Genomic DNA, 26,519 nt, shown 5'->3' with positions numbered 1-26,519 from the left:
GGCCGCAGATGAAACTGAATCAGCCCTCGCCCAGTTCACGCATGACGGCATACAACGCAGACTTGGCTTCGAAGCCGACACCTGGGATATCCGGCAGACCGACGTAGCCGTTTTCGACGCGGATGCCATCGGCAAAACCACCGAATGGCTGGAACACGTCCGGATACGATTCGTTGCCGCCCAAGTGCAGACCGGCAGCGATGTTCAGCGACATCTGGTGACCGCCATGCGGCACGACGCGACGCGAAGACCAACCCAGCTCTTCCATGACTTTGAGGGTGCGCATGTACTCGACGAGCCCGTAGGACAGCGCGCAGTCGAATTGCAGGTAGTCGCGGTCCGGGCGCATGCCGCCGTGGCGCAACAGGTTGCGGGCGTCCTGATGAGAAAACAGGTTTTCGCCGGTGGCCATCGGCAGCTCGTAATGATTGGCCAGCTCAGACTGAAGCGCGTAATCCAGCGGATCGCCGACTTCTTCGTACCAGAACAGGTTGTACTTCTTGATCGCTTCGGCGTACGCGATACCGGTCTGCAGATCGAAGCGGCCGTTGGCGTCGACTGCCAGACGCTGGCCGTCGCCCACCACCTCGAGCACCGCTTCGATGCGGCGGATATCTTCGTCCAGCGGCACCGCGCCAATCTTCATCTTGACTACGTCGTAGCCACGATCCAGATAGCCCTGCATTTCGGCCTTGAGTTTGCTCTGGTCCTTGCCCGGGTAGTAATAGCCACCCGCCGCATACACCCAGACCTTGTCATCGGCGACGCCATCGCGATAACGATCGGCAAGCAGGCGATACAGCGGTTTGCCTTCGATCTTCGCCACCGCGTCCCACACCGCCATGTCGATGGTGCCGACCGCTACCGAACGCTCGCCATGCCCACCGGGTTTTTCGTTGGTCATCAGGGTCTTCCAGATGGCGAACGGATCGAGGTTATTGTTCTCATGATCGATCAGGGTTTCCGGGTCGGCTTCGGTGATCCGCGCCAGAAAGCGATCGCGCATCAACGCGCCCTGGCCATAGCGACCGTTGGAGTTGAAGCCGTAACCGATGACCGGTTTGCCGTCGCGAATCACGTCGGTAATCACGGCGACGACCGAGCAGGTCATCTTCGAAAAGTCGATGTAGGCATTGGCGATCGGGGAAGCGATGGAAACGGTTTTTTCACGGATATCGACGATACGCATGACGGGTTCCTCTTGTTGTGGTGACCCAACGTTATGCTTTGCGACGACACCCGCCCAATGCTATTAATGCCGCGCCCTATGCACAGGAGGCATTGCCCTTGGAACTGGTTTGGCTTGAGGATTTTTCCGCGCTGGCCGAGTACGGCAGTTTTATCCGGGCCGCTGAAGCGCGCCATGTGACGCAGCCGGCGTTCAGTCGCCGAGTGCGCTCGCTGGAGAACTGGATGGGCGTGGAATTGTTCGTGCGCACTCCGCAGGGCGCGACGCTGACTGAGGCCGGCCGGCAGATTCTGCCCAGTGCCCAGGAAGCCGCCAGACGCCTGTACCGCATGCGCTCCGAGGCTCAGGAAGTAGCGGGTATGGCGGCAAAAACCTTGCAGTTTGCGGCCACTCATTCGCTGTCATTCACCTTCTTCCCACGCTGGTTGCGCAGTGCCGAAAGTGGCGCGCCGATCGATGCGGTTCGCCTGCATTCCGACAGCATGGCCGTGTGCGAACAGATGTTGATTCATGGCCAGGTGCAGTTCCTGCTGTGCCATCGCCACCCCGACGTTCCGCCGTTGCTGGCGCCTGATCAGTTCATTGGCAAGAAGGTCGGCGAGGATGTACTCGTGCCACTGGCGAGTGCTTCAGCGCAATTCGGCACTTCGCCTGAAACCCTGCCCTATCTGGCCTACACCCACGAATCGGGCCTGGGCCGAATCGTCGCCCACAGGCTGCACGGCAAGGCCGATTATCTGCACTTGAAACCGCTGTTCAGCAGCCATCTGGCCGCAGTGCTGATGTCGATGGCGCTGGAAAGCAAAGGCGTCGCCTGGCTGCCGAAAAGCCTGACCGAACAGGAAATGGCCGATGGGCGTCTGGTCAGGGCACTGGATGAAAGTTGGGACATTCCGTTGGAAATTCATCTGACTCGCCCGACAGCTCCGATCAGTCATTCGGCGGAGGAATTCTGGGCAAGGCTGGGGGAGTAATCTTACCGGGCTGAAGCGCGATGGCGGTGCGCAGGCGAAATGTTGTGTCTGAGTACGACTTTTTTACAGCGGCGCGGCAGCCCCTCACCCCAGCCCTCTCCCGAGGGAGAGGGAGCCGATGTGGGTGCTGTTCAAATCCTGCGTTCGGCTTGGTTGCAAAGGGTCGGCGTGTTTCGGTCATTTATTGTGGTTCGGCTTGAATGAAGCGCTGTGCTTGACGCGGCAACCCCTCACACCAGCCCTCTCCCGAGGGAGAGGGAGCCGATTTGGGGGCTGTTCAAATCCTGCGTTCGGCTCGGTATTTCAGGTCGGCGTATCTCTACTGAACACCTCGGTCAGTCCCCTCTCCCTCCGGGAGAGGGTTAGGGTGAGGGGCTTTTGGCCTTTGACTCGATTCATGCCACCGTGAGCCCAGTCCATTGCTCCGAAACCGCCCAGAGTCGGTCCGCCAACCCGGCATCCACCGCCCATTTCGCAACACCCTTGCGGCCTGTTTCAGGGTCATTGATCGGCGCAACATTGCAGTCTTCGCAATACACACCACCCAAATCCGCAAGCACTGCACTGGTCGCACACCACAACCCGGTAGCGGCGCCCTGCTCGACAGTTTTCAAACCCTTGTGCGGATCCAGCCGTGGCCGACCCTGTTCATCCAGCGCATCGAATGCGGCGAGTTCCGCCGTGCTCAAGTGCCGTGCCAGATCCGTCAGAATCTGCCCCGGATGCAATGAGAACGCGCGAACGCCATGGTCACGCCCACGCTGATCGAGGGCGATGGCAAACAAGGCATTGGCGGTTTTCGACTGGCCATAAGCGAGCCATTTGTCATACGGGCGCTGCAAGAAATCGATGTCGTCAAAATCCACCCCGGCAATCTGATGCCCGCGTGACGACACCGACAGCACCCGCGCCTGCCCAGACTTGACCAGCACCGGCCAGAGGCCGCAGGTCAGGCGATAGTGGCCCAAATAATTGGTCGCAAACTGGCTCTCGTGGCCATCGGCATCGCGCAGCAACGGCGCGGCCATGACCCCGGCGCAGTTAATCAGCAACGACACTGGCTGGCCCGCGCTGACCAGACTTCGGCTGAACCCCGCCACCGACTCGGCCTGCATCAGATCCATGGGCATTACCCTGACGCCGTCAATCCCGGTCAACGCCGCCTCTGCCCGCGCGGTATCTCTGGCCGGCACAATGACCTGCGCCCCGGCCGCAGCGAGGCTTTTCACCGTCAGCACGCCCAGGCCGGAATAGCCGCCCGTGACCACGGCGAGTTGCCCGCGCAGGTCGATGCCGGCCATGACTTCGGCCGCTGTGCTCGCGGCGTTGAACGGTGATTGCACTGGATGCTGGAGCGTGGCCATGAGACGTAATCCTCAGTGAGCTATCGAAGGTCTCCATTCTTGGCTAAGCTCGACGGACGAACCAGTCCGATTAATCCAGGTTTCTGTCGTGATCATCCAAAATCCTGCTGGCGATCCACTCTCCGCCGTGTTGGCGCTCTCCGAACTACAAGCAGCCTGCTCGGTTCGTTTGCAGGCGGGTGGCATCTGGGCGCTGCGTTTCCAACCCATCGAACTGAAATTCAACGTCGTGCGACGAGGCGAATGCTGGCTGCGCATGCAGGGCATGCCGGCGCAGTTGCTGCAGGCCGGCGACTGTTTTGTGGTATCGCGCACGCCGTTCATTCTCGCCAGCGGCGTCGATGTCGAGGCAGTGAACGCAGCGGATGTTTTCGCCCATGACGGTGCCTCGGCGACGTTCGGCGTCGGCGAGGGAGTCGAGTTGCTGGGAGGCAGCGTGTCGTTGTCGGGTCCAGGCGCGACGGAGCTGTTTGAGGTGCTGCCAATCTCGCTGATCATCCGCGCCGAGACCGCAGGTGCTTCGTCGTTCGGCTGGCTGCTCGATGAACTGGGCCGCGAATGGCCTTCGCAGCAGGCCGGCTCGCAGGCAATGTGCAACGACCTGCTGCGGCTGATCTTCATCCATGCGCTGCGTCATCACATCAACAGCGCCGATGCCGGACAACTGGCCTGGCTGGGCGGGCTGCGGGAGCCAGCGATTGCCGGCGTGTTGCGCGCCATTCACGCTGCTCCGGAACAACCCTGGCGACTGACGCAAATGGCCGAGATAGCCTGCATGTCGCGATCGGGTTTCGCTGCGCTGTTCAAGACACGCATGGGCCTGGCACCGGTCGAATACGCCACACGCTGGCGGATGCGCGTGGCTGCGTTTCGCTTGCGCAATGGTCGGGACAATGTGGCGACTGTCGCCGCTTCGCTGGGCTATCTGTCCGACGCTGCTTTTGGCGCCGCCTTCCGCCGGGTGCATGGAATATCGCCGGGGCACTACCGCCGCGATCCGTCGCTATAGAACAAGCGCCGGTTGATCGGGGTTATGATCGCGACAACCGCCGCCAAGGATATGCCTGCCATGAAGACCCGCCCTGCCCCCGCACCATTGCTCAAGCCCGGCGAAACCGTGGTGCTGTTCGACGGCGTGTGCAAGCTCTGCAATGGCTGGGCACGCTTTCTGATTCGGCATGACCGTCAGCGTCGCGTGCGTCTGGCGGCGGTGCAATCGCCCGAGGGCCAGGCCTTGCTCGCGTGGGCCGGTTTGCCACTGGATGAGTTCGACACCATGGCGGTGATCCGCGACCGGCAGTACTGGGAACGCTCGGATGCGTTTCTCGAAGTGGTCGGGCGATTGCCGCGGCGCTGGCAGCCGCTGAAACTGCTGCGCATCTTCCCGCGCCGGCTACGCGACTGGGCTTACGATCGCATCGCGCTGAATCGCTATCGGCTGTTCGGCAAGTACAACACCTGCCTGCTACCAACAGCGGATCACGAAAGTCGTTTTCTAAAGGCCCACGGCTGATCCGATCAGTTGCAGCGGCGTCATCTTCGTCACCATCATCAGCACGATGACAAACATCCCGGCGAACCCGGCAATGCCCATCCAGAACCACCAGCGGTACGTGCTCGCGTAGCGATCATCCAGAGCCAGGTCACCCTCGTCCGCGCTCAGCGCCATGCTCTGCAAACGCTTTTGCAACACCAGCACCGGCAGCCACAATGCGCCGACACAGAAGAAAATGATCAGCGAAGTCAGCAGCCACTCGGTGCTCATCGGCAGCCCGGAAAGGCGCATCAGCAGATACCCGGTAATGACCTGAACAAACCCCGCCGGCGTGGTGATCCACGTATCAAAGCGCACCACCATCCGTGCGACATGGGCGATCACTTGCGGGTTGCCGGTGCGGCTGGCGGCGATCAGGTAGAGGTAGGAGCCCATGCCGAAACCGAAGAGGAAAATCGCCGCGATTACATGCAGGTACTTCAGGCAGAGATAGAGCATCTCAACGCTGCCCTTCGGCGAACTGCACCGACAGACTCAGATTGGCGGGATCGTTGATCGCCGTCAGATATTCCTCGACGCTGATCTCGCCAACACAGGGTCGCGCGCCAGATTGCAGCACGTACCCCCGGGCCATTTTGATTGCGAGGGCGACGGCGGCGCAGCTGGGGATTTCCGGGCCTTTGTCATTCAGCGCGGTGAGTTGCGCGGTCATGCTCAGCGGCTGGCCATCGACAGCGATGCCGCGAACATCAATGTACATCGCGCTCTTGCCATCGCCGAAGCGTTCAAACCACGTGCCCAATCGATGCAAGCGCGCCGCCCAGCGCCGATGATCGCGCACCACACCGAAGCGCAAGGCTTGCGCCAGCAAGGCGTTGGCGACACCGCCGAGTTTCAGGCCGGCGCCGGCCTTGAAGCGCAGCGTGTGTGCTCCATAGCGGCGGGCGAAAATATCCATGTCCGGCACATCGACATTGGCCAGCACCCGCGTGCCCAGTTGCGGCATCGTGCGCAAGGTCAGATCGAGCCAGCCCAATACTTCGTGAACCTGGCCATTCTTCAATTGCCTGATCGGTTTGCCGGCGTAGGCGAGCACGCCCTCGACCGTGGACAGCCCCGGCATCTTCGCCGAGGAAGAAATGCCGTGCTCGATCGAATCGATTCGCGCAAAGCGCTGGCGCTGCTGATCGATGATTGCCGAAGACAGGGTCGGCACCGAACTGCAACCGCTGAGCAGCGCCACGCCAGCCTCCTTGGCGCGGGCGTCGAGTACATCAATGCCGTTGACGAAGGTGCGGCAGTCAGCCAGATCACAGTAATTGACCCCGGCGTCGATGCAGCTTTCAGCAACGGCGTAGGACTGCCCCTGAAACGGTCCACCGGTGTGCACCACCAATTGAATATTCAGCTCGCGTAACGCCGCTTGAAACTCCGCGCCCAGCGCATCGCCGCACCAGCCTTCGCACGGACGGCCCGCTTGCGCCTGCAGCTCAGCGACCTTGCGCTGCAACTTGCGCGCATCGCGGCCGGACAACACCAACTCAATCTCTGGCATCTGCGCCAGATGCCGACAAACGATGCTGCCAAAATTGCCGTAACCACCGACGACCATCACCCTGAATGCCATTGCCCTGTCCCTGTTCCAGCCTAAACATGTGGCGCAGAGGATATAGGCCGCAGCGGCATTCAGAAATTTATTTTGAAACCCAGCATTGCGTCATAACCATGGCTGTCGCCATCAAAGCCCTGCCGATAACCGGCCGACGCGGTAAATGTCGTGCGTTGGTTGGCTTGATAATCGACCCCGACATTGACCTCGCCCCACGTGCCCTGAATGTCCGACTCGAACGGGATGTAACCCGACTCAGAGGAAAATTCAGTCTTCGGCTGGCCCTTGAACTCATGCCAGACGCTGGGGCGGATCCACGCGTTGGTGCGCCGCGCGCTCTTGTCGACGCCTTCGGTTTCCCAGTCCCTGGCGATGCGCACGCCGGCGCGGCCAACCAGCGAATCGACGTCCTTGAAACGCACCTTGGCGCCGGCGTCGTCGCTGCTGTCCAGATCAACGTAGCTGTAGATCGCCTGCAACTGCGGCTCGACGTACCAGTTTTTATCAAACTCATAGGGATAGCCGTTTTCCAGCGAGGCGGTGTAGCCCCAGCCACGGGTTTTCAGTTTTGCCAGGTCATTGGGCTTGGCTTCGATGTCGAAACGATTGACCTGCACCACGCCGTCCAGGTACCAGCCGGACGGGCCGAAGTGCGTCCAGTAGGCGCCGACACCATACGCGCGCAGTGTGTCTTCGCCGGCGGCGCGGCGTGTGTAATGGCTGACGCCGGCATTGATGGTGCCCGCCGACAGCGACAGGCCCGCCTGTTCGTGACTGCCGTCAGGGCGGACTTTGCGATAGAGATCGGTGCCGACCTGAAACGCGGTCAGGTCGTAGTTGTACTCCGGGGTGTTGCCCAAGGCATTCTTGCGATCTCCGTCCTGTTTGCCGCTGCGATAGATCACCCGGCCCCAGCCCATTGATGGCGCCAGGGTCGACTCATCTTGTTTGGGCAGCGGCTCGCCACGGTTCAGGCGTTCTTCGCCGACCCGTTCGTGAAGTGTGTCGACCATGGTCCGGCCGTAAACCAGTGCCAGCGCCGGCACGGCGCCGTAGAGCGAGACTTCGGGACGGTAATTGGGTACCGGCGCCGGGCCAGGGTCGGGAGCTGGATCAGGCCCCGGACCGGGTGGACCGGGGGGTGCCGGCGGTGTCAGCGCATCCGATCGCAAGAACCAGGTATCCCGAGCGCTGCCATCCTCGGCGCCTTGTTGCAGACGATATTCATATGGCCCGGCGACCACACGGCGGGCGAGGCGGAATGCGTTGGCGTCGCTCGCGGCTTCGGTTTTATTCAGCAACTCGACCACGGCAATGCCATTGCCCTGAGTCAGATCGCCCTGCCCGCCGACATTGCGCACGACGACACCGGTGCCGCCGCCGCTGGCGGTTGCCGTCGAGTCCACCACCAGCATGTCGGACAGGCTATTGGTTCCGCCGCCGTTGAGCGTGGTGTTGAGCAGCACGCGCCCGCCGTTCGACACAAACACCCCGCCGCCATCGGTGCCAGCGCTGTCGGCGCCGCTGATCAGCAAGACATTGCCAACCGTGTTGCCGCCCGCCGCCAGATCCAGCGTGCCGCTGTTGCTGAAACGACTGACGCCGAGTATCTGTCCCTGCACCGCGCCGCCCGGTGTCGGCGCGTTGGCGGTTTGCCCCAACGGCAGATAAGCGCCGCTGCTGCTGAAGTTGACGATGCCGCTCGCCGGTTGCGCCGCCAGTTGAATCAGGCCGCTGTTGTCGATGCTGCTGGAGCCGGCCGTGCCGAGGTTGCTCACGGCGACGTTCCAGCTGTCGCGAGTGCCACTGCCGGTGCTGTCGAAGAAGTCGCGCAGAATCCACGTGCCGCTGTTGGTGATGGTGCTGCTGGCGCTGACCGCGCTTACCGAGCCGGTGATCAGCCCGGTGTTGTTGAGCGCGAAGGTGCTGCCCGGCGTGGTCGCATCGGCGCGCACCGCCGAATCGCTGAGTGCGCCGATGGCTCCGGCGTTGCTCAGGGTTTGCGTGGCGCCGCCCAAGGCAACCCCGCTGCTGTCGGCCCAGCCACCTTGCAGGCTCGCACTGTTGCTGACGCTGACGTTGCCGCCCTCGGTCAGCGCATCAATGGCCGAGGAACCGGTCCCGTGTGCGCTGATCGCGCCGCTGTTGCTCACCGTCACATCCGCCGCGCCGCCGGCCTGGGCGACAATGCCCTGACTGTTGCTGGCCCCGAGCGTCTGGATCGTCCCGGTGTTGATGATGTTCTGCGCGCCACTGACCGACAGCGTGCGAATGCCGCGCTGCTGATCGCCGCGTGCAACCAGCTCACCGCTGTTGCTGATATTGATCGTGCCGAGGCCGCTGCCACCGTTGAAGGCGTTACCGGCGAGCAGCGCTGCGCCCGCGCCGTTGACGTCGATCAGCGGGCCGGTGAAGCGGATACCGACGTCGCCGCCGAGGGTCAATGCCTGAATTCCGAAGGCGCCAATGCCGCTGCCATCGCCCGTTCCGGCGTCGGAATGGGTGATGATCGTGCCGCCAGCGTCGACATTCACTGTGCCGGTCGGCAACTGCGTCGAGGCGTAGATGCCGTTGCCATTGCTGTGCAAGGTCTCGATGCGATCACCGCGATAGTTGACCTGGACGTTGCCGCCGGTCGAGTCCACACGGATGCCGCCTGCGCCGAAGCCGCTGGCGAACAGATCGCCGGAATAATCGATCAGGGTGTTGTTCTCGGCACTGACGATGATTGCGTAGGCGCGGGTAGTGTTGGGGCTGCCGAAAACGTTGATATTGCCGCTACCGGTGACGGTGGCCTCACCTGTCCCCCGTTTGATGATGTAGATCGCCCGCGAGCCGGCGGTATTGGCCGCGCTGCCAACGTTGAGTTCGGCATTGTTTTCGATACTGATCGAACCGGTAGCGCCGACGTTGTCGTTGGCATAAATGCCGTGAGCAGCGCCACCGGTAGTAGTGATCGCGCCGTTATTGACGATGGCGATGCTGCCCACCGTCGAGAACGAACGAATGCCAAAACCGTTCAAGCCGTTGGTGCTGATCGTTCCGCTATTCGTCAGGCTGGTGTTGCCGCTACCGCCCTCGGTGAAGATCCCGAATGCATTCATGCCGACACTCTGCACGCTGGCGGCGTTGACCACGGTGGTATTGCCGTTCACCGCGCGGGTGTGCACGCCGGCGTGGTTGCCGATGCCAGCGGTCGGCAAGGTTTCATCGCCGATCGGCGGGCCGGCGGACAGCGCATCGTCGTTGTTGACCAGGATGTTCACCCCGGCGCCGACATTGACGTTGGTCTCGCCAGTCCCGGTGGCCTTGGTCCAGATGCCGTTGCCACCGAGCAAGGTGATCTGACCGCTGCCTTGGTGGTTGACGTTGATCGCCCCGCCGCCGCTGCCATTGATGTCGATGCCGTCGTGCTCGTTGCCGACCACGGTGTTGAGAATATTCAGCGTGGTGCCGGGGGTGACCGAGAACGTCGACGAGCCTGTGCCAGCGTTGGTGATTGCCAGAGCGTCCAGCCCGCTGCCAGCGACGTTGACCGTGTTGCTGCCGCCATCGAGCGTCAGGCTGGCATTGCCGCTGCTGCCGATCACGTTGGCGAACACGGCATTAGCTGCTGTCGGCGGCGTGCTGTTGATCGTGGTGCCGCTGAGGCTCAGCGTCGAATTGGCGTTGTTGCCTCTGCTCAGCAGCGAAGAGCCAGCGGTCGTAGTTATGGTCGTGCCGGGTTGGGTGGTGATGGACGCGTCGACGCCGGCGGCGGGAAGGCAGGTTTGCGAAACGTTGTAAGCCCCGGCAGCCAGCGGCCCGCATGCGGCCTGTGCGTCGCTCAACAGCAGGGCATTGGCCATGGCGACCAGCAACGCGCTGCGCATCAAGTGCGGGGTGCCATATCCATGAATACCGTCCATTGAAAACCTCCCTGTTTCACGCTGAATGCCTGCGCCAACTGTGGGAGCGAGCCTGCTCGCGAAAGCGGTGTGTCAGTTACAAATAATGGTGGCTGACACTGCGCTTTCGCGAGCAGGCTCGCTCCCACAGGAACGTGCGTTGTCTGCGCTATCAACTCTAGTCGGTATTTTCAGGTGAGCGCAGCCGGGCAAAAAGAATGAACCCAACGCCCCTCTCGTCGCCTAACGCACAGACCATCAGGAGTTAAGCCTATGCAAATCGAAACCGTGTGGATCGTATTGGCGGTCATTCTCGTGCTGATCGAGCTTTGGGCCATCAACCGGGTGCGCAAAAGCCAGGGGAAATCCAGTAGTAAAGGCGTGTGGATCGTGCTGATCGTGTTCGTGCCGCTGTTCGGCCTGATCGCCTGGGCGTTGGCAGGGCCCAAGCATGTCGGGCGGATTTCGCCTTCACAGGCCAACCGCTGAAGCACGAGCGCAGGCCTGTCTCAAGCATAATCCACAGCCCGGCATTTGCCGGGCTTGTTATATGCAATGTCCGCTGAGCGGAAATCTTGCAGGCTGCACGAAAGCATTGTGCCTGCTTGCGCTTCAGCCCTTGATTCAAGCGGGTTGCGCTTGATCGGCGAGTTGGCATGAGTCCTGCGAAAGCCTCTCCCTGAATACACAGCAGCGCAAAAAAAAGACAACGCTGTGTTCAATCCCGTGAAAAGCAGAGGCGACAAAAAATGAATGCCATCGACCTTCTCAAAGCCGACCATGAAAAAGTAAAAGCCATCCTCAGCCAACTGAGTGAATCCACCGACCGCGCGCTGAAAAAACGCGTCGAGTTGCTGGGCAAACTGGAAATGGAAATCACCATCCATACCCGCCTGGAAGAAGAGATTCTCTACCCTGCGTTCAAGGAAGCCGGCAGCAAGGAAGAAGACATCATGTATTACGAAGCCAAGGAAGAGCACCGCACCGTGGATTCGCTGGTGCTGCCTGATCTGAAAGAGACGGATCCAGGCACCCCGGAATTCGCCGGCCGGGTCAAAGTGGTCAAGGAACTGCTGGAGCACCACATCGAAGAGGAAGAAGAGGAAATGTTCCCCAAAGCGCAGAAGCTTTTGGGCAAAGCCAAGCTCGAGGAACTGGGTGCGCAAATGGAAGCCATGAAGGCAAGCCACAAAAAGGAAATGGCGGCCAACAACATCGCCGCCTAAAGTGCGGAAGACACCAAGGCCCGGCAGCGATGCCGGGCCTTTTTTGCGCCCAAACCGGCGCTCGCTCTCACATTGGATATGTGGGTGTTGGGGCATTCCTGAGCAAGCCACGAAACCTGTGGGAGCGAGCCTGCTCGCGAAGGCGTCAGGTCAGCCGGATCATCTATGCCTGACACTCCACTTTCGCGAGCAGGCTCGCTCCCACAATTGGATTTGCGGTGTCCGGAAGTTGCTGAGCCAACCGCTAAACCTGTGGGAGCTGGCTTGCCGGCGATAGCGTCAGGTCGGGCAACCAAGCGCTGACTGACACTCCGCTTTCGCGAGCAGGCTCGCTCCTACAATTGGATTTGTGATGTTCGAAAATTGCTGAGCAAACCACGATCCCTGTGGGAGCTGGCTTGCCGGCGATAGCGTCAGGTTGGGCAACCAAGCGCTGACTGACACTCCGCTATCGCGAGCAGGCTCGCTCCCACATTGGATATACGTATGTTCGACAATTCCTGAGCAAGCCACGAAACCTGTGGGAGCGAGCCTGCTCGCGAAGGCGTCAGGTCAGCCAGATCATCTATGACTGACACTCCGCTTTCGCGAGCAGGCTCACTCCTACAATTGGATTTGCGGTGTCCGGAAGTTGCTGAGCCAACCGCTGAACCTGTGGGAGCTGGCTTGCCAGCGATAGCGTCAGGTGGGGCAACCAAGCGCTGACTGACACTCCGCTTTCGCGAGCAGGCTCGCTCCTACAATTGGATTTGTGATGTTCGAAAATTGCTGAGCAAACCACGATCCCTGTGGGAGTTGGCTTGCCGGCGATAGCGTCAGGTCGGGCAACCAAGCGCTGACTGACACTCCGCTTTCGCGAGCAGGCTCGCTCCCACAGTGTCAGTGTCGGTCTTGATGCAGACTGTGCTCAGACGGCCCAAGGTGGCCCGTGCTCGAATTTCGCTTCGATCCATTCCTTGAACGCCACCACTGCCGCCGCGGGAAATCGCGACGAAGGCCTGACCAGATAGACGCCGCCCGCCGAATCCAGCTGCCAGTCGGGCAGCACCTGGATCAACCGCCCTGCCGCCAGATCGCGGCTCATCAGCCAGTCTCCGGCACCGAGTATGCCGGCGTCGGCGCGGGCGGCGGCGAGCAGGGATTCGCTGTCGCTGGCGGTCAGGTTGCCCTGTGGCGTGATGGTCTGCAGTTCATCGCCGCGATGCAGGCGCCACAACGGGAACGACGCCAGCCCGCTGAAGCGCAGGCAGTTATGCTGCAGCAGATCCTGCGGGGTTTGCGGCATGCCGTGCGCGTCGATGTAGGCCGGCGATGCGCAAAGAATCCGCCGATGGTCACTGAGCTTTTTTGCGATCAGTCGATTGTCGTCCAGCTCGCCAATACGAATGGCCGCGTCGAAGCCCTGCTCGATGATGTCGACCAGGCCTTCGCTGTAATCGGCGACCAGCGAGACCTGCGGATGGGCCTTGAGAAATTCCGGCAGCAGCGGCCCCAGCCATAACCGCCCCATCGCTGCCGGCAAGGCCAGGCGCAGGGTGCCACGCACTTCGCTGGCGCCCTGCACCGCCTGTTGCTGCGCCTCGTTCATCAACTCGACGGCTGCGCGCAGGCGCTGTTCGAGTTGCAGGCCGGCCTCGGTGATGCGCACATGTCGCGTCGAGCGCTCGACCAGCCGTACGCCCAAGCGTTTCTCCATGGCGGCGAGACGCTTGGACACGATGGTCGGATGGCGTTGCAACAAACGGCCCGCCGCGACGAATGAACCTTGCGCAGCGACGGCGAGAAAGGCAGCGATCTCATCGCTGTGCGGATTGCTCAGAACATCCAGATTCATGGTTTTAGAATGATCGCCCCTGAGGATCGCCCCCACTCCAGATCGGCATGCGCTTGTGCCGCGTCGGCCAATGGGTAACGCGCGCGGATTTGTGGCGCGATGATACCGGCTGCCACGGCGGCCAATACATCTTGCGCACGTTCCTGGTATTCGGCAGTGGTGGCGGTATGTGCGGCCAGCGATGGACGGGTCAGGAACAGCGAGCCCTTGGCGTTGAGCGTGGCCATCTCCACCGCTGCCGGCGCGCCGGTCTGAGCGCCGAACGAGACCATCAGCCCACGCGGGCGCAAGCTGTCCAGCGACGCCTGAAAAGACACCCGGCCAATCGGGTCATACACCACGTCGACCTTGCGCCCTTCGGTGATACGCAACACATCGGCGGCGAGGGTCTCGGCATTGAACACCAGCACTTCGTCACAGCCCGACGCGCGAGCCTTGTCGACACTGGCCTGTTTCGACACCACACCGATCACCGTCGCGCCAAGGTGTTTGGCCCACGGCACCATGATTTCCCCCAGACCACCCGCGACGCCATACAGCAGCATCGTCGTTCCCGGCCCGACCGGGTAAGTCGCCTTCAGCAGGTACTGCGCAGTGATGCCTTTGAACAGCACCGCCGCCGCGTCTTCGAAGGACAGCTCATCGGGGATTTTCACCAGACGCTCTGCCGGAAACAGCCGCGCCGAGGCGTAACCGCCTAAAGGACCGGTGGCGTAAGCGACCCGATCACCGACGCGGACATTGCTTACACCGGCACCGACAGCCGCAACCCGGCCCGCGCCTTCCAGACCCAGCCCCGATGGCAACACCACCGGCACCGCCCCTTTGCGCTGGCTGACATCGAGGTAATTGACGCCAACCGCCTCTTGCTCCAGCCAGACTTCGCCAGGCCCGGGGGCTTGCTCGCTGACGGTTTGCAGTTGCAATACATCTGGAGCGCCTGTTTCGCAGAAGCGGATCGCGTTGGCCATGTTCATCTCCATTCATTCATTTATCGTTGAGCTGAGTCTGAAAGCTCAGTTATCGACGAACAAGCCGGGCTGAATGCAGTTCATTGCTGCACAGTTTGCAGCAATAGGCGCGTAAAAAAAGGAGCGGCACATGCTGCCACTCCTTACTGGAAGTTAATCGAATGCGCCATTGAGAATTTCGTAAACCAGCCCGGTAGCCAGCGCAACAAGAATCAGGTCGGTACCTACCTGCCGCCATTCGTAGCCGTCATAGCGAGGCAAATGGCCCAGCATGCGCCCGTCCAGCTTCTTGGCGATGCCCGGCGGCAACGGCTTGCCCCGCGCCAGATTCTTTTGAATGCCGGGTGGTAGCGGCGGTCCCGGATTCCAGTATTGGCCGCGATAACCATCGATGATGCCGAGAATATTGCTGCGATCCACGCTCGGACCGCCACCGCGATTGCCCGAGGATTGCTGGCCCTTGTTGCCATTGCCTTGGCCGCCCCCGCCCTGTTTACCGTGATCCTGCACGTTCTGCGGTTTGCCTTTGCCATTGCCCTGGCCGCCCTGGCCACCCTGCCCCTTGCTGTTGCCGTTGCCGGGGTCGGCCAGTGCGGTCGTGCTGCCGATTACCAGCGCGAGGCAAGACAACGCGACAATCAACCTGCGAGCTTTTCTCATGTGCGATTCCTTCGGTTTGGGATGCTCTTGAGCATGGGGTAATGTGCTCAGCTTAGTGGATTTCTGCTTGCTGACCACTCGGCCTTGCGTCAGGATTCCCACCCATTCCACCCGCGATCGAAAAATCATGAATCGTCAAAAGAAGCTGCAGCAGTTGTTCAAGGAAAAGGCCAAAAAGGCCAACGCCAAACTGGCGCCGAAAAAGCCCAAATACATCTGCAAGGCCGATCGCCTGAAGCTGGAAGCCGAAGCCGCGCAGACGTCGGCCGAGAATATCGAAAGCTGACTCAAGCTGTCTGCCGCGACGTCAGCCAGGTCACCAGCGCCGCCATCACCAGCAATGCCGCGCTGGCGAAAAAAGTCAGCCGATAACCGCTGCCGTCGAACAGCAATCCGCCAACGGTCGACCCCGAAGCAATCGACAACTGCACCACCGCCACCATCAGCCCACCGCCCGCTTCGGCATCGTCGGGCAACGTGCGCGCCAGCCATGACCACCAGCCGACCGGCGCCGCCGTGGCGATCAATCCCCACAAGCCCAGCAACACGAATGCCGCCACCAGAGAGCTGCCCAGCCCGATCAGCGCCACAGCAATCATCGCCATCAACAACGGGATGGCGATCAGCACGCGATACAGGCCGTGCTTGAGCACCGAACCGATGATCACCGTGCCAATGAACCCGGCCACTCCAATGGCCAGCAAAATCATCGACAACACTGAAACATCGACCCGGGTCACAGTTTCCAGAAATGGTCGCAGATAAGTGAACAGCACAAACTGGCCCATGAAGAACAGCCCGGCGCCGAACATGCCCAACGCCACCCTCCGGCTGTGGAACAGGGCGAAGACATTCCCGGCATTCGCCTTGCGCGGCGCGGCCGGCAGCGCGGGCAAGCTGATCCACTGCCAGAGCAGCGCAATCAACGCCACCGGTATCAGGCAGAAAAATGCCCCGCGCCAGCCAATCACACTGCCGAGATAACTGCCCAGCGGCGCCGCCACCACCGTGGCCAAAGCATTGCCGCCATTAAAAATCGCCAGTGCCTTGGGCACGCTGGCGGACGGCACCAGACGCATGGCCAGCGCCGCCGACATCGACCAGAAACCGCCGATCACCACGCCGATCAATGCGCGGCCGATCATGTACACCGTGTAGTTGGGCGCCAGACCGACCACTAGCCCGGACGCGCACATCAGCGCCGTCAATACCAGCAACAGGGTTTTGCGATCCATCGAGCCGGCGAGCCTGGTGATCGTCAGGCTGGTCAGCACTGCGAAGGCGCCGGAAATGGCGATGCCGTAGCCGGCCAGGCCTTCGCTGATGTGCAGGTCCGTCGCCATCGGCGTGAGCAGACTGACCGGCATGAACTCGGAAGCGATCAGCGCGAAGACGCACAAAGTCATGGCGAACACGCCGCTCCAGTACGCCGGCTGCTCGCCGGCTGCGGATGCGCCCATGGGCTGGGCTGTCGGGTTGTCGATTGCTTGGGCTGTCATGCAAAACCTGCTTTGGAGAAAAATCGGTCGGCATTTCTGCCGCGCTACTCAGGCTGCAAAGCTTGACGGATCGGACTTAACTTGATTAGTAGCGGTAATCTTCATGTGCTTTTGAGAAGAACTCAGCAATGAACAACGCCAAAACCAACGACCTGCAGGCCTTTCTGGCGGTGGCGCAGGAGCAGAGCTTCACCAAAGCCGCGGCCCGCCTCGGCGTCACGCCGTCTGCGTTGAGTCATACGGTTCGCGCACTGGAGCAGCGCTTGGGTATTCGCCTGTTGGCCCGGACCACGCGCAACGTCTCGCCAACCGAGGCTGGTGAGCGCTTGATGCGTTCGATTGCGCCGCTGTTCGAACAGATCAGCGCCGAACTCGAAGCCTTGAGCGAATTGCGCGACAAGCCCAGCGGCACGATCAGGATTTCCTGCACGGACGATCAGATCGAGCTGTGCATTCGGCCGATGCTCGCCGGGTTCCTGAAGGACTACCCGGACATTACCCTGGAGTTCTACGTCGACTACGGATTTACCAATGTGGTCAAGGAGCGCTTCGACGCTGGCATCCGTCTCGGTGAATCGATCAGCAAAGACATGATCGCCGTGCGCATCGGCCCGGACTGGCGCCTGGCCGTGGTCGCCGCGCCCGGTTACTTCGCTCGCCACCCGGCACCCGCCACGCCGCATCAGTTGATGGAGCACACCTGCATCAATATCCGCCACCAACCGGCCGGCGCGATTTACGCCTGGGAGTTTGCGCATCAGGGTCAGGATTTCAGCGTCAAGGTCGACGGGCAACTGGTGTTCAACAGCATCATGCATGTGCTCAATGCCGCCGTGGATGGCATTGGCGTGGCGTACGTGCCCGAGCAATTGGTCGCGCCGTATCTGGCGGACGGGCGATTGGTGGAAGTTCTGGAAGAGTGGTGTCCGACCTTTCAGGGCTATCACCTGTATTACCCGAACAGACGCCAGGGCTCGGCAGCGTTTGCGGCGTTTGTCGAAGCGTTGAAATACAATCACTGACATAACAAATCACCTAAGCCAAACACCGAGTCCCTGTGGGAGCGAGCCTGCTCGCGAAGGCGCCAGATCAGTTACATCCGCGTTGAATGACACACCGCTTTCGCGAGCAGGCTCGCTCCCACAGGGGATTTGGGTTGGGATGAAGATTGTGGCCTTGCCCCGGATCATTGTGGGAGCGAGCCTGCTCGCGAAAGCGCTGGGTCAGGCGATGATGATGTTGAAGGTGCCGACGCCTTCGCGAGCAAGCTCGCTCCCACAATGATCCGAGGCAAATCGACAATCGGTAGCGCAACCCAAATTCCTGTGGGTCTGCATGTGAATCAGCTGGCAAAAACCGATCTGAATTTTCCCGCCAATCTGCCCCCTAAAACCCTGAGCGGTCGATACACGTCCGCCGATGCAAGGAGGGTCAGAACGCATGTCGGAACATCAGGCGCCATCGCCGCGCAACTCAGAGGAATCTGCCCAAGCGCTATTGAGCCGCTTGCTCATGGCGCGCGGGCCCGGTGGTCAGGAGGACGAGGTCCGGGCGATCTGCCTGGAAGAACTGCGGCGCCATTGCGATGAGGTCCGGACCGACCGGGCCGGCAATGTCATCGGCCTGCTCAGGGGCGGCGAACCCGATCCCGACGGCCAGCACGCCGTGCGCATCATGGGCCACATGGATGAGATAGCCATGGTGGTCAAACGCGTCGAGCCGGACGGCACGTTGCGGGTGGTGGCGTTGGGTGGGGCGAACCCGGTGAATTTCGGTGTGTGCCCGGTGGATATTCTCGGCGATGCGCAAACTTTGCCGGGCGTTCTGTCATTCGGTTCGATGCACGCTACGGCAGGCTCGCCGCAGGGCCAGGATGTAATGAGTGGCGCGGTGGAATGGAAAGACGTGCACATCATCACCCGTCATGATCCACAAGCTCTGCAAGACATGGGCGTGCGTCCCGGCACTCGGGTTGTGCTCAGCCAGCATTGGCGCACGCCGTTCCGGGTGGGCGATGCCACCGCTGCGCATTTTCTCGATGACCGCGCGCCGGTGGTCGCCATGCTCCTGGCCGCCGAGCGGCTCAAGCACAGCGGGACCCAATTGCCGCACGACACCTATTTCGTCTTCACCACCCTCGAAGAAGAAAGCAACGCCGGCGCTATGTATGCTGCCGCGCACTTGCCTGGCGATACCACAATCGCGGTGGAAGTCGGCCCGGTGATGAGCGAATACGCAACGCGTTTGAGCGTCGACCCGATCATCGATACCGGCGACCAGAAAGGCTATTACTCGCGCGGCGTGGTCATGGCTTTGGCCGATGCGGCCAAGCGCTGCGGTTTCGATCCGCAGTTCGCCCTGCTGGTGGATTTCGCCTCCGACGCCAGCGCGGTGATGAGTTCAGGCATCAGCGCCCAGGCCGGCTGCATCGCGATCCCGACCGAAAATACCCATGGTTTCGAACTGGTGGTCGACGGCGCGATTGAAGCGTGCGCGCAGACGTTGGTGGAATATCTGCAAGGCGTGCAGAACGAGGTATCGACTTGACCTAAGCATAAAAAAGGGAGGCCCATTACAGGCCTCCCCTCACTCTCAGCGTCAGGACGTACCCAGGCCCTGCGACAGGTCCGAAGAAGAGGGCCGCGCCGGATCCGGCCTGGTCTCAACTTCGTTTTGCTCGGTGGTCCGGGTCACCGTGTCGCGCACGGCTTCGTACCCTTCCTGAGCTTTTTGCTTGGCCTTGTCGACCATGCCAGCACTGGTGCGGCCCATGTAGCGCTGCTCGGTGGAAGTGGTCGGCAATGCCGCGCCGAGCAACGCACCGAGCGCAACCCCAGCGGCAGCCACCATCAGCGGTTGCTCCTTAAGCAGGTGACTGAACTGCTGGCCGAGCACTTGCGAATTGCGCGACAAGCGGTCACCGGCGTCATGCATCGCATGGCTGAGGTTTTCCTTCGCCGCACCGACATTTTCACCGAGGTGGCTGGCCTTGCCTTTCAGCGACTGGTAGCCCTCCTTCAGCGAGTCGGTGGTCGAGTGCAGGTGCGCGCGGGCACTATCGATGCCGTCGGCCAAACCGTCGGCCCATTCGCCAGCCTTGTCCTGATCCGGCCCGCTGCGATAGGTCGGTTGCGGCACTGGTGGGCGGTTCTGGCTGATCATCAACCAGAGCAGGCCGACAGACGTCAGCACTGCCGGCACCGGGTTATTGCGCACGCTGGTGCCGAGGTTGGTGAAGAACGTCGAGCCGTTGCTCTGCATCATGCCCCAGGCCTGATCGATCATCTGCCCGGGGGTGAATTTGCTTTCCAGTTGATCAACGATGTTACCGATGCTCGCACGCTGCGCATCGATTTCGCGCTCTATCTGCTCCGGGCTTTTTTCCGCTTCGATATCCAGTTCGCTTTTCATGAGACTTTCCTCCGCAGCGCTTCCTGATCCTTGTTCAAGGCGTCGAGGGTGCGATCAGGTTTGAAGTGAGATGGCTCGAATTGCTTTTTCCCGGATTGCAGCATGGCGAAGCCGATGATCATCACCACCACGCCCACGATCAGCGCGGCCAGCCACGGCGCCATGAACAGGCTCAGGCCGTACACCGCCGACATCAGCAGAATGATGAAGCCGGCGAGGAACACAATCGCACCACCGGCCACCGCGCCGATGCCAGCCTTCAGGGTGCTGAGGCTGTTCTGCAGTTCGGCTTTGGCCAGCGCCAGTTCCTTGGTGAACAACGCCGGCACTTCGCGCGACAGTTGTCGCAACAGGCCAACCACCGAAGCGTCATCCGTTTGGCCGAGGGGTCTTGCCCCGCTCAGATCAGATTCATCTCTGTTCATCACAGTTCTCCTTTGGCGTCGGGTGCATGCGGTACGGAAGCCGCCGCGAAATCAGAGGGGTGATCATGCTCATTGGGTGAGGTCGGAGTGATGCCGGTGGCCAGCCCCGGATTGGCTTGGGACGAGGACGGCACTGACGAGTCATAGGGTCGCTGAGCACCGTAATCGGCTGGCGGTGGCGTCGATGTCGTGCCTGCCGCCGGATCGTGTTCGGCGCTGACCGTTGCCGCCGCAGCCGTGCCCGCCTTGAGAAACCGCGACAGGCCGAAACCGATGGCAATGCTGCCGGCGATAAACAGGCCCGGATTGTTGCGCGCCAGATCCGCCGCATCGTGCAATAACTGCTCGGCGCTCTTGCCGCGCAGATTGCCCGCCAGGCCGGTCATGGAATCGGCCATGTCGGTCAGGTAGTCGGACATGCCCAGGGTGTCCTTGTCCTGCAGTTCCGAGACGAAGCTTTTCGCACCTTGCGCCAAGGCTTCGATCTGCTCGGCCGCTGTATCGCGATACTGACCGAATTGTGCATCGGCCTGTTGCCGCGCACCGCCAAGTGCTTCGCTGACGTTGTCCTTCAAATGGTCAAAACCCTGCTCAGGCTTGCCGTTTGGATCGCCTGATTCGTAACCTGCCCTGCTGTCTGAAGTATTCATGTCGCCCCTCGCCTTCTCACTGAAAACGGAAAAACGGGACTGCACGGCAAGAATGCCTCGAGCCCCCACATAGAGAGGACGGAGTAGCTGGCGCCAGAGTTCAAAGAGGTTGATGAGCGTGCAACGTCAGGCGCGGATCACCGACGAAAGGTTGCGCCTGGCAGGATTGCGTTGAGCTTCCGCGCCCTTCTGCGGTCAAGACAAGGCACAAGGGTTCGTCCTGATAATGGCGGTGAAACCCGCAACGCCGCCGATAGATGGCAGAATCCCCACACCCTGATCACTTCGGAGACCGCAATGCTTCGCCTGTTCGAACAAAGGCTCGACCCCTTCCCACCCGACGAGGCGCCGCCACCGCCAGTCGGCCTGATGCGATTTCTGTGGGCCTGCACCCGGGGCGCGCGCGGCTACATTCTCGCCTTTGCCCTGCTCAGCGCCAGCGTCTCGATCTACGAGGCATGGCTGTTTTCTTTCCTCGGGCAAGTGGTGGATCTGCTCTCGACGTGGCAATCCGGCGGCGCCGCTGGTGCAGAGGAAAGCCGCGTGTTGTGGGGCATCGGCATTGTGCTGGTGGTCAGCATTGGCCTGGTGGCGCTGCGCACGATGGTCCAGCACCAGATCCTCGCGATCAACTTGCCGCTGCGCCTGCGCTGGGACTTCCATCGGTTGATGCTGCGGCAAAGCCTGTCGTTCTTCTCCGATGAATTCTCCGGCCGCGTCACGACCAAGGTCATGCAGACCGCATTGTCGGTACGCGAGGTGCTGTTCACCCTGATCGAAATCCTCCCCGGCATCGGCGTGTACTTCATCGCGATCATCGCGCTGGCCGGCGGCTTCGCGCTGAAGCTGATGCTGCCGTTTCTGGCATGGATCGTCCTGTTTGGGCTGGCGATGGTGTATTTCGTCCCGCGTCTGGGCAAGGTCGGCCAGGAACAGGCCGATGCACGCTCGTCGATGACCGGGCGGATTGCCGATGCCTACACCAATATCACCACGGTCAAACTGTTCTCGCACTCCAAGCGTGAAGCGCACTTTGCCCGTGCGGCGATGGAGGATTTCAAGCTCACCGGCTTCCGTCAGATGCGTCTGGTCAGCCAGTTCGAGATCGTCAATCAGGCGCTGGTGGTGGCGTTGATTCTCGGTGCCGGCGGTTATGCGTTGTGGCTTTGGCATCAGGGCGAAGTCGGCACCGGCGCTGTTGCGGCGATCACCGCCATGGCGTTGCGCATCAACGGCATGTCGCACTGGATCATGTGGCAGATGACCTCGCTATTCGAAAACATCGGTACCGTGCAGGACGGCATGGCCACCCTGACCAGCGGCCCGAAAGTCCAGGACGCACCGGATGCCAAAGTGCTGGAGCCGGCCGGTGGCGAAGTGGTTTTCGACAACGTCAGCTTCAACTACAACGGCGAACGCCAGGTGCTCGATGGCCTGACGCTGCACATTCGCCCCGGCGAAAAAATCGGCCTGGTTGGCCGCTCCGGTGCGGGCAAGTCGACGCTGATCAACCTGCTGCTGCGTTTCTATGACGTTGACCGCGGCGAGATTCGCATCGATGGGCAGAACATCGCCAAAGTCACTCAGGACAGCCTGCGCAGTGTGATCGGCATGGTCACTCAAGACACGTCGCTGCTGCACCGCTCGATCCGCGACAACATCGCCTACGGTCGCCCGGACGCCACCGACGCAGACATCCACCGCGCGGCGGTGAACGCCCAGGCCAATGGTTTCATCAGCCAGTTGAGCGACAAACAGGGCCACAGCGGCTACGACACGCTGGTCGGCGAGCGCGGCATCAAGCTCTCCGGCGGCCAGCGCCAACGCATCGCCATCGCCCGGGTGATGTTGAAAAACGCGCCGATCCTGCTGCTCGACGAAGCCACCAGCGCGCTGGACTCCGAGGTCGAAGTGGCGATCCAGGAAAGCCTTGATGAAATGATGCAGGGCAAAACCGTGATCGCAATCGCCCACCGCTTGTCGACCATTGCGGCGATGGATCGGCTGATCGTCATGGACGAAGGCCGCATCATCGAACAAGGCACCCACGCGCAACTGCTGGAGAAGAACGGCACCTATGCGCGGCTGTGGCAGCACCAGAGCGGCGGCTTCCTTGGTGAGGATCGCGGTTTGGTTGAGGTGATGGAGGAGTAATCAGGCTGGAGGGCCGGCGTCGGCCCTTCATCGATTCGCCTATGAGCTGACGGTGCCTGCGGCATCCACCGCAAGCTTGACGCGAAACACGGTTCCGCCCTCCAGGTCAGAGCTGACTTCGATCGAGCCGGCATGCGAGGCGACGATTTCCGAGGCGATAAACAGGCCCAGACCCAGCCCTGCAACCGGCCCGTGATCAACCACGGAGCGCTGCGAGAACCGCCCCATCGGGTTGAAAATGAACGGCAACACATCTTCCGCAATCGGCTCGCCGCCGTTGTGCACGGTGAACACCGCGCAATCCTGCCCGGCCTGCAACCCGACCGTGACCGGTAGTTGATTGTCGCCGTGGGTCACCGCATTGCTGATGATGTTGGAAAAGACCTGTTCCATCCTGGCGCCATCGAACGCTCCCATCACCGGCTCCTTCGTCTCGAACACAACGTTGGCCTGCGGGTGAAAGGCGCGGATTTCCTCGATAACCCGCTCGCACAAGGGGCTGAGATCGATAAGGGCTTTTTTCACCGGAATGCCCGGTCCCATCTGACAACGCGTCAGATCCAGCAGGTCGCCAACGATCTGGCTGGCGCGCTGCACGCTCGCGTAGATCTGCCTGGCCACTTTGCTGGAGCGCGGGTCGGCGCTTTCGGTACGGCGCAACCTGTCGGCACCCAGCAGAATCGCCCCCAACGGCGTGCGCAAGTCATGGCCGAGAATCCCCAGAAACACGTTGCGCGAAGCCTCGACGGCGCGTGAATAGCTGGCAATCGACTCGGCCAGTGCCTGATCGATGGCTTCATTGAAACGCGTCATGTCGTCGACATTCACCGATTTTCCATCCTTGACCTGACGCAGCCATTGGCTGAGCACACTGGTGCGCAGCGCGCGGTATTCGGAAACCATCTGATCAATGGTGAAACCGGCCATCAATCGCGTCACCGCGTGGGTTTCCGCAGCCGTTTCCTCATCGTCGCGCGGCGCCTGGCCATGAGCCTTGGCCAGTTGCTCGCTGACCGTCTGCCGGGTGCGCAGATCGATGACGATGGCACGCAACATCTGCTCGGCGTGATCGCGCAGCGCGGCGTTATCGAGCTCCGCGCCAGGTGTCTCGATGGTGCGGGCGAAATCTTCCCAGGCCTGCAGGATCGGCTCTAGGTTTTCGAGAATGAAATCTGGCAGGCGCATGGCTGTAGTCCATAGAGGAAATCCATCTGCGCCGACAGGCGCGCCGGCGCAGACAGTAAAAGAACAAACTCAGGAGTACAGAAGGTACGGCTGACCTCGTGCAGCCTACCATCATTGCAGTGGTTCAACGCGGGAGGAAAATCGGCAGCAGCCGCTTGTGACGAAAGCCATCAGAACACTCAACTCCCTGTGCTTGAGCTGCTGCCTGCAACGCTCAAGTCGCCACCAGGAAAAGCACCACCCTCAATGTGATAGACCCTCGGCTCAGCCGAAAAATAATCCTCCAGCCCCAGCATGAACCGCTGGTGATCTTCACTTTCTTCAAATCCCGGCGAGTGGTCCTCGAGTGACTGCCAGCGCACGATCAAATTGAACTGTTCGGGGGTTTCAATACCTTGCGCCAGCAAGTGACCGCCGTATCCCTTGGCGCGGGTGAGCAACGGTTCGACCTCGGCAAATGCGCGTCGGAAGGCTTCAGTCTGTTGCGGGTGAACGGGCAGCACAGCGATCTCGTATACCATGATGTTTCTCCAGAATGGACGGGGTCAGGCGATGAGCGAAGGGTCGACGGCGATGGCGATTTTTCCCAGCAGGCCGTTGTTGAGGCTCTCAAGTCGCGCGTGGGCCAGGGGGATGTCGGCGAGTGAGTAGACGGCGCCAACATGGGGCCGCAACTGACCGCGCTCGACCAACGCGCTCAATTCATCGAGCTTGCCTCGATTCTGCCGGGTGAAGACGAAGTGATAGCTGGCGTTCTTGCCCCAGGCTTGCACAAGGTTTTGTGGCTGCGCGATGTCGACGATCGAGACCACGCGGCCAAGCTGGGCGAGCGCGTCGGCGCTGCGAGACAGGGTATCGCCGCCGATGGTGTCGAACACCACATCAACGCCATGCCCGGCGGTTTCGCGCATGATTGCTTCGACGTAATCCTCTTGGGTGTAATCGATGACCACATCGGCGCCAAGGCTGCGGACGAAATCGGCGTTGGCCTCACGCACGGTCGTGAAGACTCTGGCGCCCATGGCCTTGGCCACCTGAATCGCCACATGCCCGACCCCGCCAGCGCCGCCGTGGATCAGAATGCTCTCGCCTACTCGCAGCACGGCGCGCACGGTCAGCGCTTCCCAGACCGTACCGCCGACCAGGCTCAAGCTGGCTGCCTCAAGGTGACTCAGCGCGGCGGGCTTTCTGGCGATGATGCTTTCGGCGGCGACGTGATACTCGGCATAGCTGCCCTGCCCGTCGAATATCTGCGGGGTGTACCAAACCTCGTCGCCCGGCGCGAAGGCGCTGACACCCGGGCCAACGGCTTCAACCACGCCCGATACGTCGTGGCCGGTGATGGCCGGCAGGGGTACCAGATCAGGATAGTCCCCGCGGCGCACCTGGTAATCCAGGGGATTGATGGAAGTGGCGTGCACCCGGACCAGCACTTGGCCCGCTTGCGGAACAGGTTTGGCAACATCGCTCAGTTCGAACGAATCAGGACCGCCGAAAGATTTCAGAATCATCGCTTTCATGGAAACACCTCGTATCGATAAAGAGGGATATCGAGATTTCTCGATATCCTGCGGTAAAAAAATTTACAGCTCTTTCCCTATGATCTCTGCAAGCGCGCTGATAGCAGCCTCATTGCGTTTGTAGTAGGTCCATTGACCGATGCGCCGCACTTCAACCAGCCCCACCCGCTGCAACGTGGCCAGATAACTCGACACCGTCGACTGCGACAGGCCGATGCCTTCCTGGATGCTGCTGACGCAGACGCCCTCAACAAGCACGTCACCCTCATCCTGCGGGGGGAAGTTCTTGACGGGATCCTTCAGGCCTTCAAGGATCTTGAGGCGCGTCGGGTTCGAGAGGGCTTTGAAGATTTCGATCAGTTCCATGCGCCGAGGATATCGAGATTCTTAGATATGTCAATGCGGGATGTTGAGGCGATTCGCAGTCGGCGACGGGCGGCAGGACATCAGGATCTGCGACCCGTCG

At 61.3% G+C, this 26,519-nt stretch carries 25 protein-coding genes; 9 read left to right on the top strand and 16 right to left on the bottom strand.

The window, feature by feature from the left end:
- Positions 1-19: 19 nt before the first annotated feature.
- The gene (locus tag GXB78_RS22165; protein ID WP_329516995.1) at positions 20-1,189 is read right to left on the bottom strand and encodes a mandelate racemase/muconate lactonizing enzyme family protein; all 1,170 of its coding nucleotides are present in this window, start codon (positions 1,187-1,189) and stop codon (positions 20-22) included.
- A 98-nt stretch (positions 1,190-1,287) separates the two neighbouring features.
- Between GXB78_RS22165 and GXB78_RS22160 the strand changes: the two genes are divergently transcribed.
- A complete protein-coding gene (locus GXB78_RS22160; RefSeq protein WP_329516994.1) occupies positions 1,288-2,163 on the top strand; it encodes a LysR family transcriptional regulator in 876 nt (291 codons plus the stop codon).
- 395 nt (positions 2,164-2,558) lie between these two features.
- Here GXB78_RS22160 and GXB78_RS22155 read toward each other — a convergent pair whose 3' ends face one another.
- Positions 2,559-3,527, bottom strand: coding sequence for an oxidoreductase (locus GXB78_RS22155; RefSeq protein WP_329516993.1), 969 nt, complete (start codon positions 3,525-3,527; stop codon positions 2,559-2,561).
- Between the two features lie 88 nt (positions 3,528-3,615).
- On the opposite strand from GXB78_RS22155, the gene GXB78_RS22150 reads away from it, so the two are divergent.
- Complete coding sequence (locus GXB78_RS22150; RefSeq protein ID WP_329516992.1) at positions 3,616-4,536, top strand: AraC family transcriptional regulator; 921 nt, start codon at positions 3,616-3,618, stop codon at positions 4,534-4,536.
- A gap of 51 nt (positions 4,537-4,587) precedes the next feature.
- On the top strand, positions 4,588-5,040 hold the full coding sequence (locus GXB78_RS22145) for a thiol-disulfide oxidoreductase DCC family protein (RefSeq protein ID WP_329517086.1): 453 nt from the start codon (positions 4,588-4,590) through the stop codon (positions 5,038-5,040).
- Here the strand turns inward: GXB78_RS22145 and GXB78_RS22140 are convergent.
- The 3 genes from GXB78_RS22140 to GXB78_RS22130 are packed head-to-tail and all read right to left on the bottom strand — an operon-like array spanning position 5,023 to position 10,539.
- On the bottom strand, positions 5,023-5,520 hold the full coding sequence (locus GXB78_RS22140) for a DUF2269 family protein (protein WP_329516991.1): 498 nt from the start codon (positions 5,518-5,520) through the stop codon (positions 5,023-5,025). The genes GXB78_RS22145 and GXB78_RS22140 overlap by 18 nt on opposite strands.
- Position 5,521: 1 nt before the next feature.
- On the bottom strand, positions 5,522-6,649 hold the full coding sequence (locus GXB78_RS22135) for a saccharopine dehydrogenase family protein (protein WP_329516990.1): 1,128 nt from the start codon (positions 6,647-6,649) through the stop codon (positions 5,522-5,524).
- Between the two features lie 59 nt (positions 6,650-6,708).
- Complete coding sequence (locus GXB78_RS22130) at positions 6,709-10,539, bottom strand: autotransporter outer membrane beta-barrel domain-containing protein (protein ID WP_329516989.1); 3,831 nt, start codon at positions 10,537-10,539, stop codon at positions 6,709-6,711.
- Between the two features lie 252 nt (positions 10,540-10,791).
- Here GXB78_RS22130 and GXB78_RS22125 point away from each other — a divergent pair, with 252 nt between their 5' ends.
- Positions 10,792-11,007 carry a PLD nuclease N-terminal domain-containing protein gene (locus GXB78_RS22125; protein ID WP_042609659.1) on the top strand — a complete coding sequence of 72 codons (216 nt, stop codon included), beginning with the start codon at positions 10,792-10,794 and terminating at the stop codon, positions 11,005-11,007.
- Positions 11,008-11,267: 260 nt separating this feature from the next.
- Positions 11,268-11,744 (top strand): hemerythrin domain-containing protein, encoded by a 477-nt coding sequence (locus GXB78_RS22120; RefSeq protein WP_329516988.1) that lies wholly within the window; start codon positions 11,268-11,270, stop codon positions 11,742-11,744.
- A gap of 907 nt (positions 11,745-12,651) precedes the next feature.
- Here GXB78_RS22120 and GXB78_RS22115 read toward each other — a convergent pair.
- The 3 genes from GXB78_RS22115 to GXB78_RS22105 all read right to left on the bottom strand — a co-directional run bounded on the left by GXB78_RS22115 (position 12,652) and on the right by GXB78_RS22105 (position 15,209).
- Positions 12,652-13,578 carry a LysR family transcriptional regulator gene (locus tag GXB78_RS22115; protein ID WP_329516987.1) on the bottom strand — a complete coding sequence of 309 codons (927 nt, stop codon included), beginning with the start codon at positions 13,576-13,578 and terminating at the stop codon, positions 12,652-12,654.
- Complete coding sequence (locus GXB78_RS22110) at positions 13,575-14,549, bottom strand: quinone oxidoreductase family protein (RefSeq protein ID WP_329516986.1); 975 nt, start codon at positions 14,547-14,549, stop codon at positions 13,575-13,577. Before GXB78_RS22110 ends, GXB78_RS22115 begins: the two co-directional genes overlap by 4 nt.
- 153 nt (positions 14,550-14,702) lie before the next feature.
- On the bottom strand, positions 14,703-15,209 hold the full coding sequence (locus GXB78_RS22105; protein WP_329516985.1) for an anti-virulence regulator CigR family protein: 507 nt from the start codon (positions 15,207-15,209) through the stop codon (positions 14,703-14,705).
- A 127-nt stretch (positions 15,210-15,336) separates the two neighbouring features.
- Between GXB78_RS22105 and GXB78_RS22100 the strand changes: the two genes are divergently transcribed.
- Complete coding sequence (locus GXB78_RS22100) at positions 15,337-15,495, top strand: DUF2986 domain-containing protein (RefSeq protein ID WP_329516984.1); 159 nt, start codon at positions 15,337-15,339, stop codon at positions 15,493-15,495.
- Position 15,496: 1 nt separating this feature from the next.
- Here GXB78_RS22100 and GXB78_RS22095 read toward each other — a convergent pair whose 3' ends face one another.
- Positions 15,497-16,708: an MFS transporter gene (locus GXB78_RS22095; RefSeq protein WP_408005146.1), complete on the bottom strand. Its 1,212-nt coding sequence runs from the start codon at positions 16,706-16,708 to the stop codon at positions 15,497-15,499.
- 128 nt (positions 16,709-16,836) lie between these two features.
- On the opposite strand from GXB78_RS22095, the gene GXB78_RS22090 reads away from it, so the two are divergent.
- A complete protein-coding gene (locus tag GXB78_RS22090; protein WP_329516983.1) occupies positions 16,837-17,730 on the top strand; it encodes a LysR family transcriptional regulator in 894 nt (297 codons plus the stop codon).
- A 418-nt stretch (positions 17,731-18,148) separates the two neighbouring features.
- Complete coding sequence (locus tag GXB78_RS22085) at positions 18,149-19,255, top strand: M20/M25/M40 family metallo-hydrolase (protein ID WP_329516982.1); 1,107 nt, start codon at positions 18,149-18,151, stop codon at positions 19,253-19,255.
- Positions 19,256-19,306: 51 nt separating this feature from the next.
- Here GXB78_RS22085 and GXB78_RS22080 read toward each other — a convergent pair whose 3' ends face one another.
- Genes GXB78_RS22080 through GXB78_RS22070 form a run of 3 tightly spaced genes read right to left on the bottom strand, consistent with a single transcriptional unit; the run spans position 19,307 to position 21,194 of the window.
- Positions 19,307-20,119, bottom strand: coding sequence for a DUF3618 domain-containing protein (locus GXB78_RS22080; protein ID WP_329516981.1), 813 nt, complete (start codon positions 20,117-20,119; stop codon positions 19,307-19,309).
- Positions 20,116-20,544 carry a phage holin family protein gene (locus tag GXB78_RS22075; RefSeq protein ID WP_101162531.1) on the bottom strand — a complete coding sequence of 143 codons (429 nt, stop codon included), beginning with the start codon at positions 20,542-20,544 and terminating at the stop codon, positions 20,116-20,118. Before GXB78_RS22075 ends, GXB78_RS22080 begins: the two co-directional genes overlap by 4 nt.
- Positions 20,544-21,194, bottom strand: a complete 651-nt coding sequence (locus GXB78_RS22070) for a hypothetical protein (RefSeq protein ID WP_329516980.1) — start codon at positions 21,192-21,194, stop codon at positions 20,544-20,546. Before GXB78_RS22070 ends, GXB78_RS22075 begins: the two co-directional genes overlap by 1 nt.
- Before the next feature lie 297 nt (positions 21,195-21,491).
- Between GXB78_RS22070 and GXB78_RS22065 the strand changes: the two genes are divergently transcribed.
- On the top strand, positions 21,492-23,348 hold the full coding sequence (locus GXB78_RS22065; protein WP_329516979.1) for an ABC transporter ATP-binding protein: 1,857 nt from the start codon (positions 21,492-21,494) through the stop codon (positions 23,346-23,348).
- A gap of 39 nt (positions 23,349-23,387) precedes the next feature.
- Here the strand turns inward: GXB78_RS22065 and GXB78_RS22060 are convergent, their stop codons facing one another.
- The 4 genes from GXB78_RS22060 to GXB78_RS22045 form a co-directional block, all read right to left on the bottom strand.
- Positions 23,388-24,533, bottom strand: coding sequence for a sensor histidine kinase (locus GXB78_RS22060; protein WP_329516978.1), 1,146 nt, complete (start codon positions 24,531-24,533; stop codon positions 23,388-23,390).
- Positions 24,534-24,712: 179 nt separating this feature from the next.
- Complete coding sequence (locus GXB78_RS22055) at positions 24,713-25,054, bottom strand: antibiotic biosynthesis monooxygenase family protein (RefSeq protein WP_122610139.1); 342 nt, start codon at positions 25,052-25,054, stop codon at positions 24,713-24,715.
- 24 nt (positions 25,055-25,078) lie between these two features.
- Positions 25,079-26,053, bottom strand: a complete 975-nt coding sequence (locus tag GXB78_RS22050; protein ID WP_329516977.1) for a zinc-dependent alcohol dehydrogenase family protein — start codon at positions 26,051-26,053, stop codon at positions 25,079-25,081.
- A gap of 63 nt (positions 26,054-26,116) precedes the next feature.
- Positions 26,117-26,419 carry an ArsR/SmtB family transcription factor gene (locus GXB78_RS22045; RefSeq protein ID WP_024012559.1) on the bottom strand — a complete coding sequence of 101 codons (303 nt, stop codon included), beginning with the start codon at positions 26,417-26,419 and terminating at the stop codon, positions 26,117-26,119.
- Between the last annotated feature and the right edge of the window lie 100 nt (positions 26,420-26,519).

Source organism: Pseudomonas moraviensis subsp. stanleyae, from assembly GCF_036283065.1.
Taxonomy (GTDB): Bacteria; Pseudomonadota; Gammaproteobacteria; order Pseudomonadales; family Pseudomonadaceae; genus Aquipseudomonas; species Aquipseudomonas stanleyae.
The sequence above is the reverse complement of the archived record's forward strand: the minus strand, read 5'-3'. Positions and strand labels throughout refer to the sequence as shown.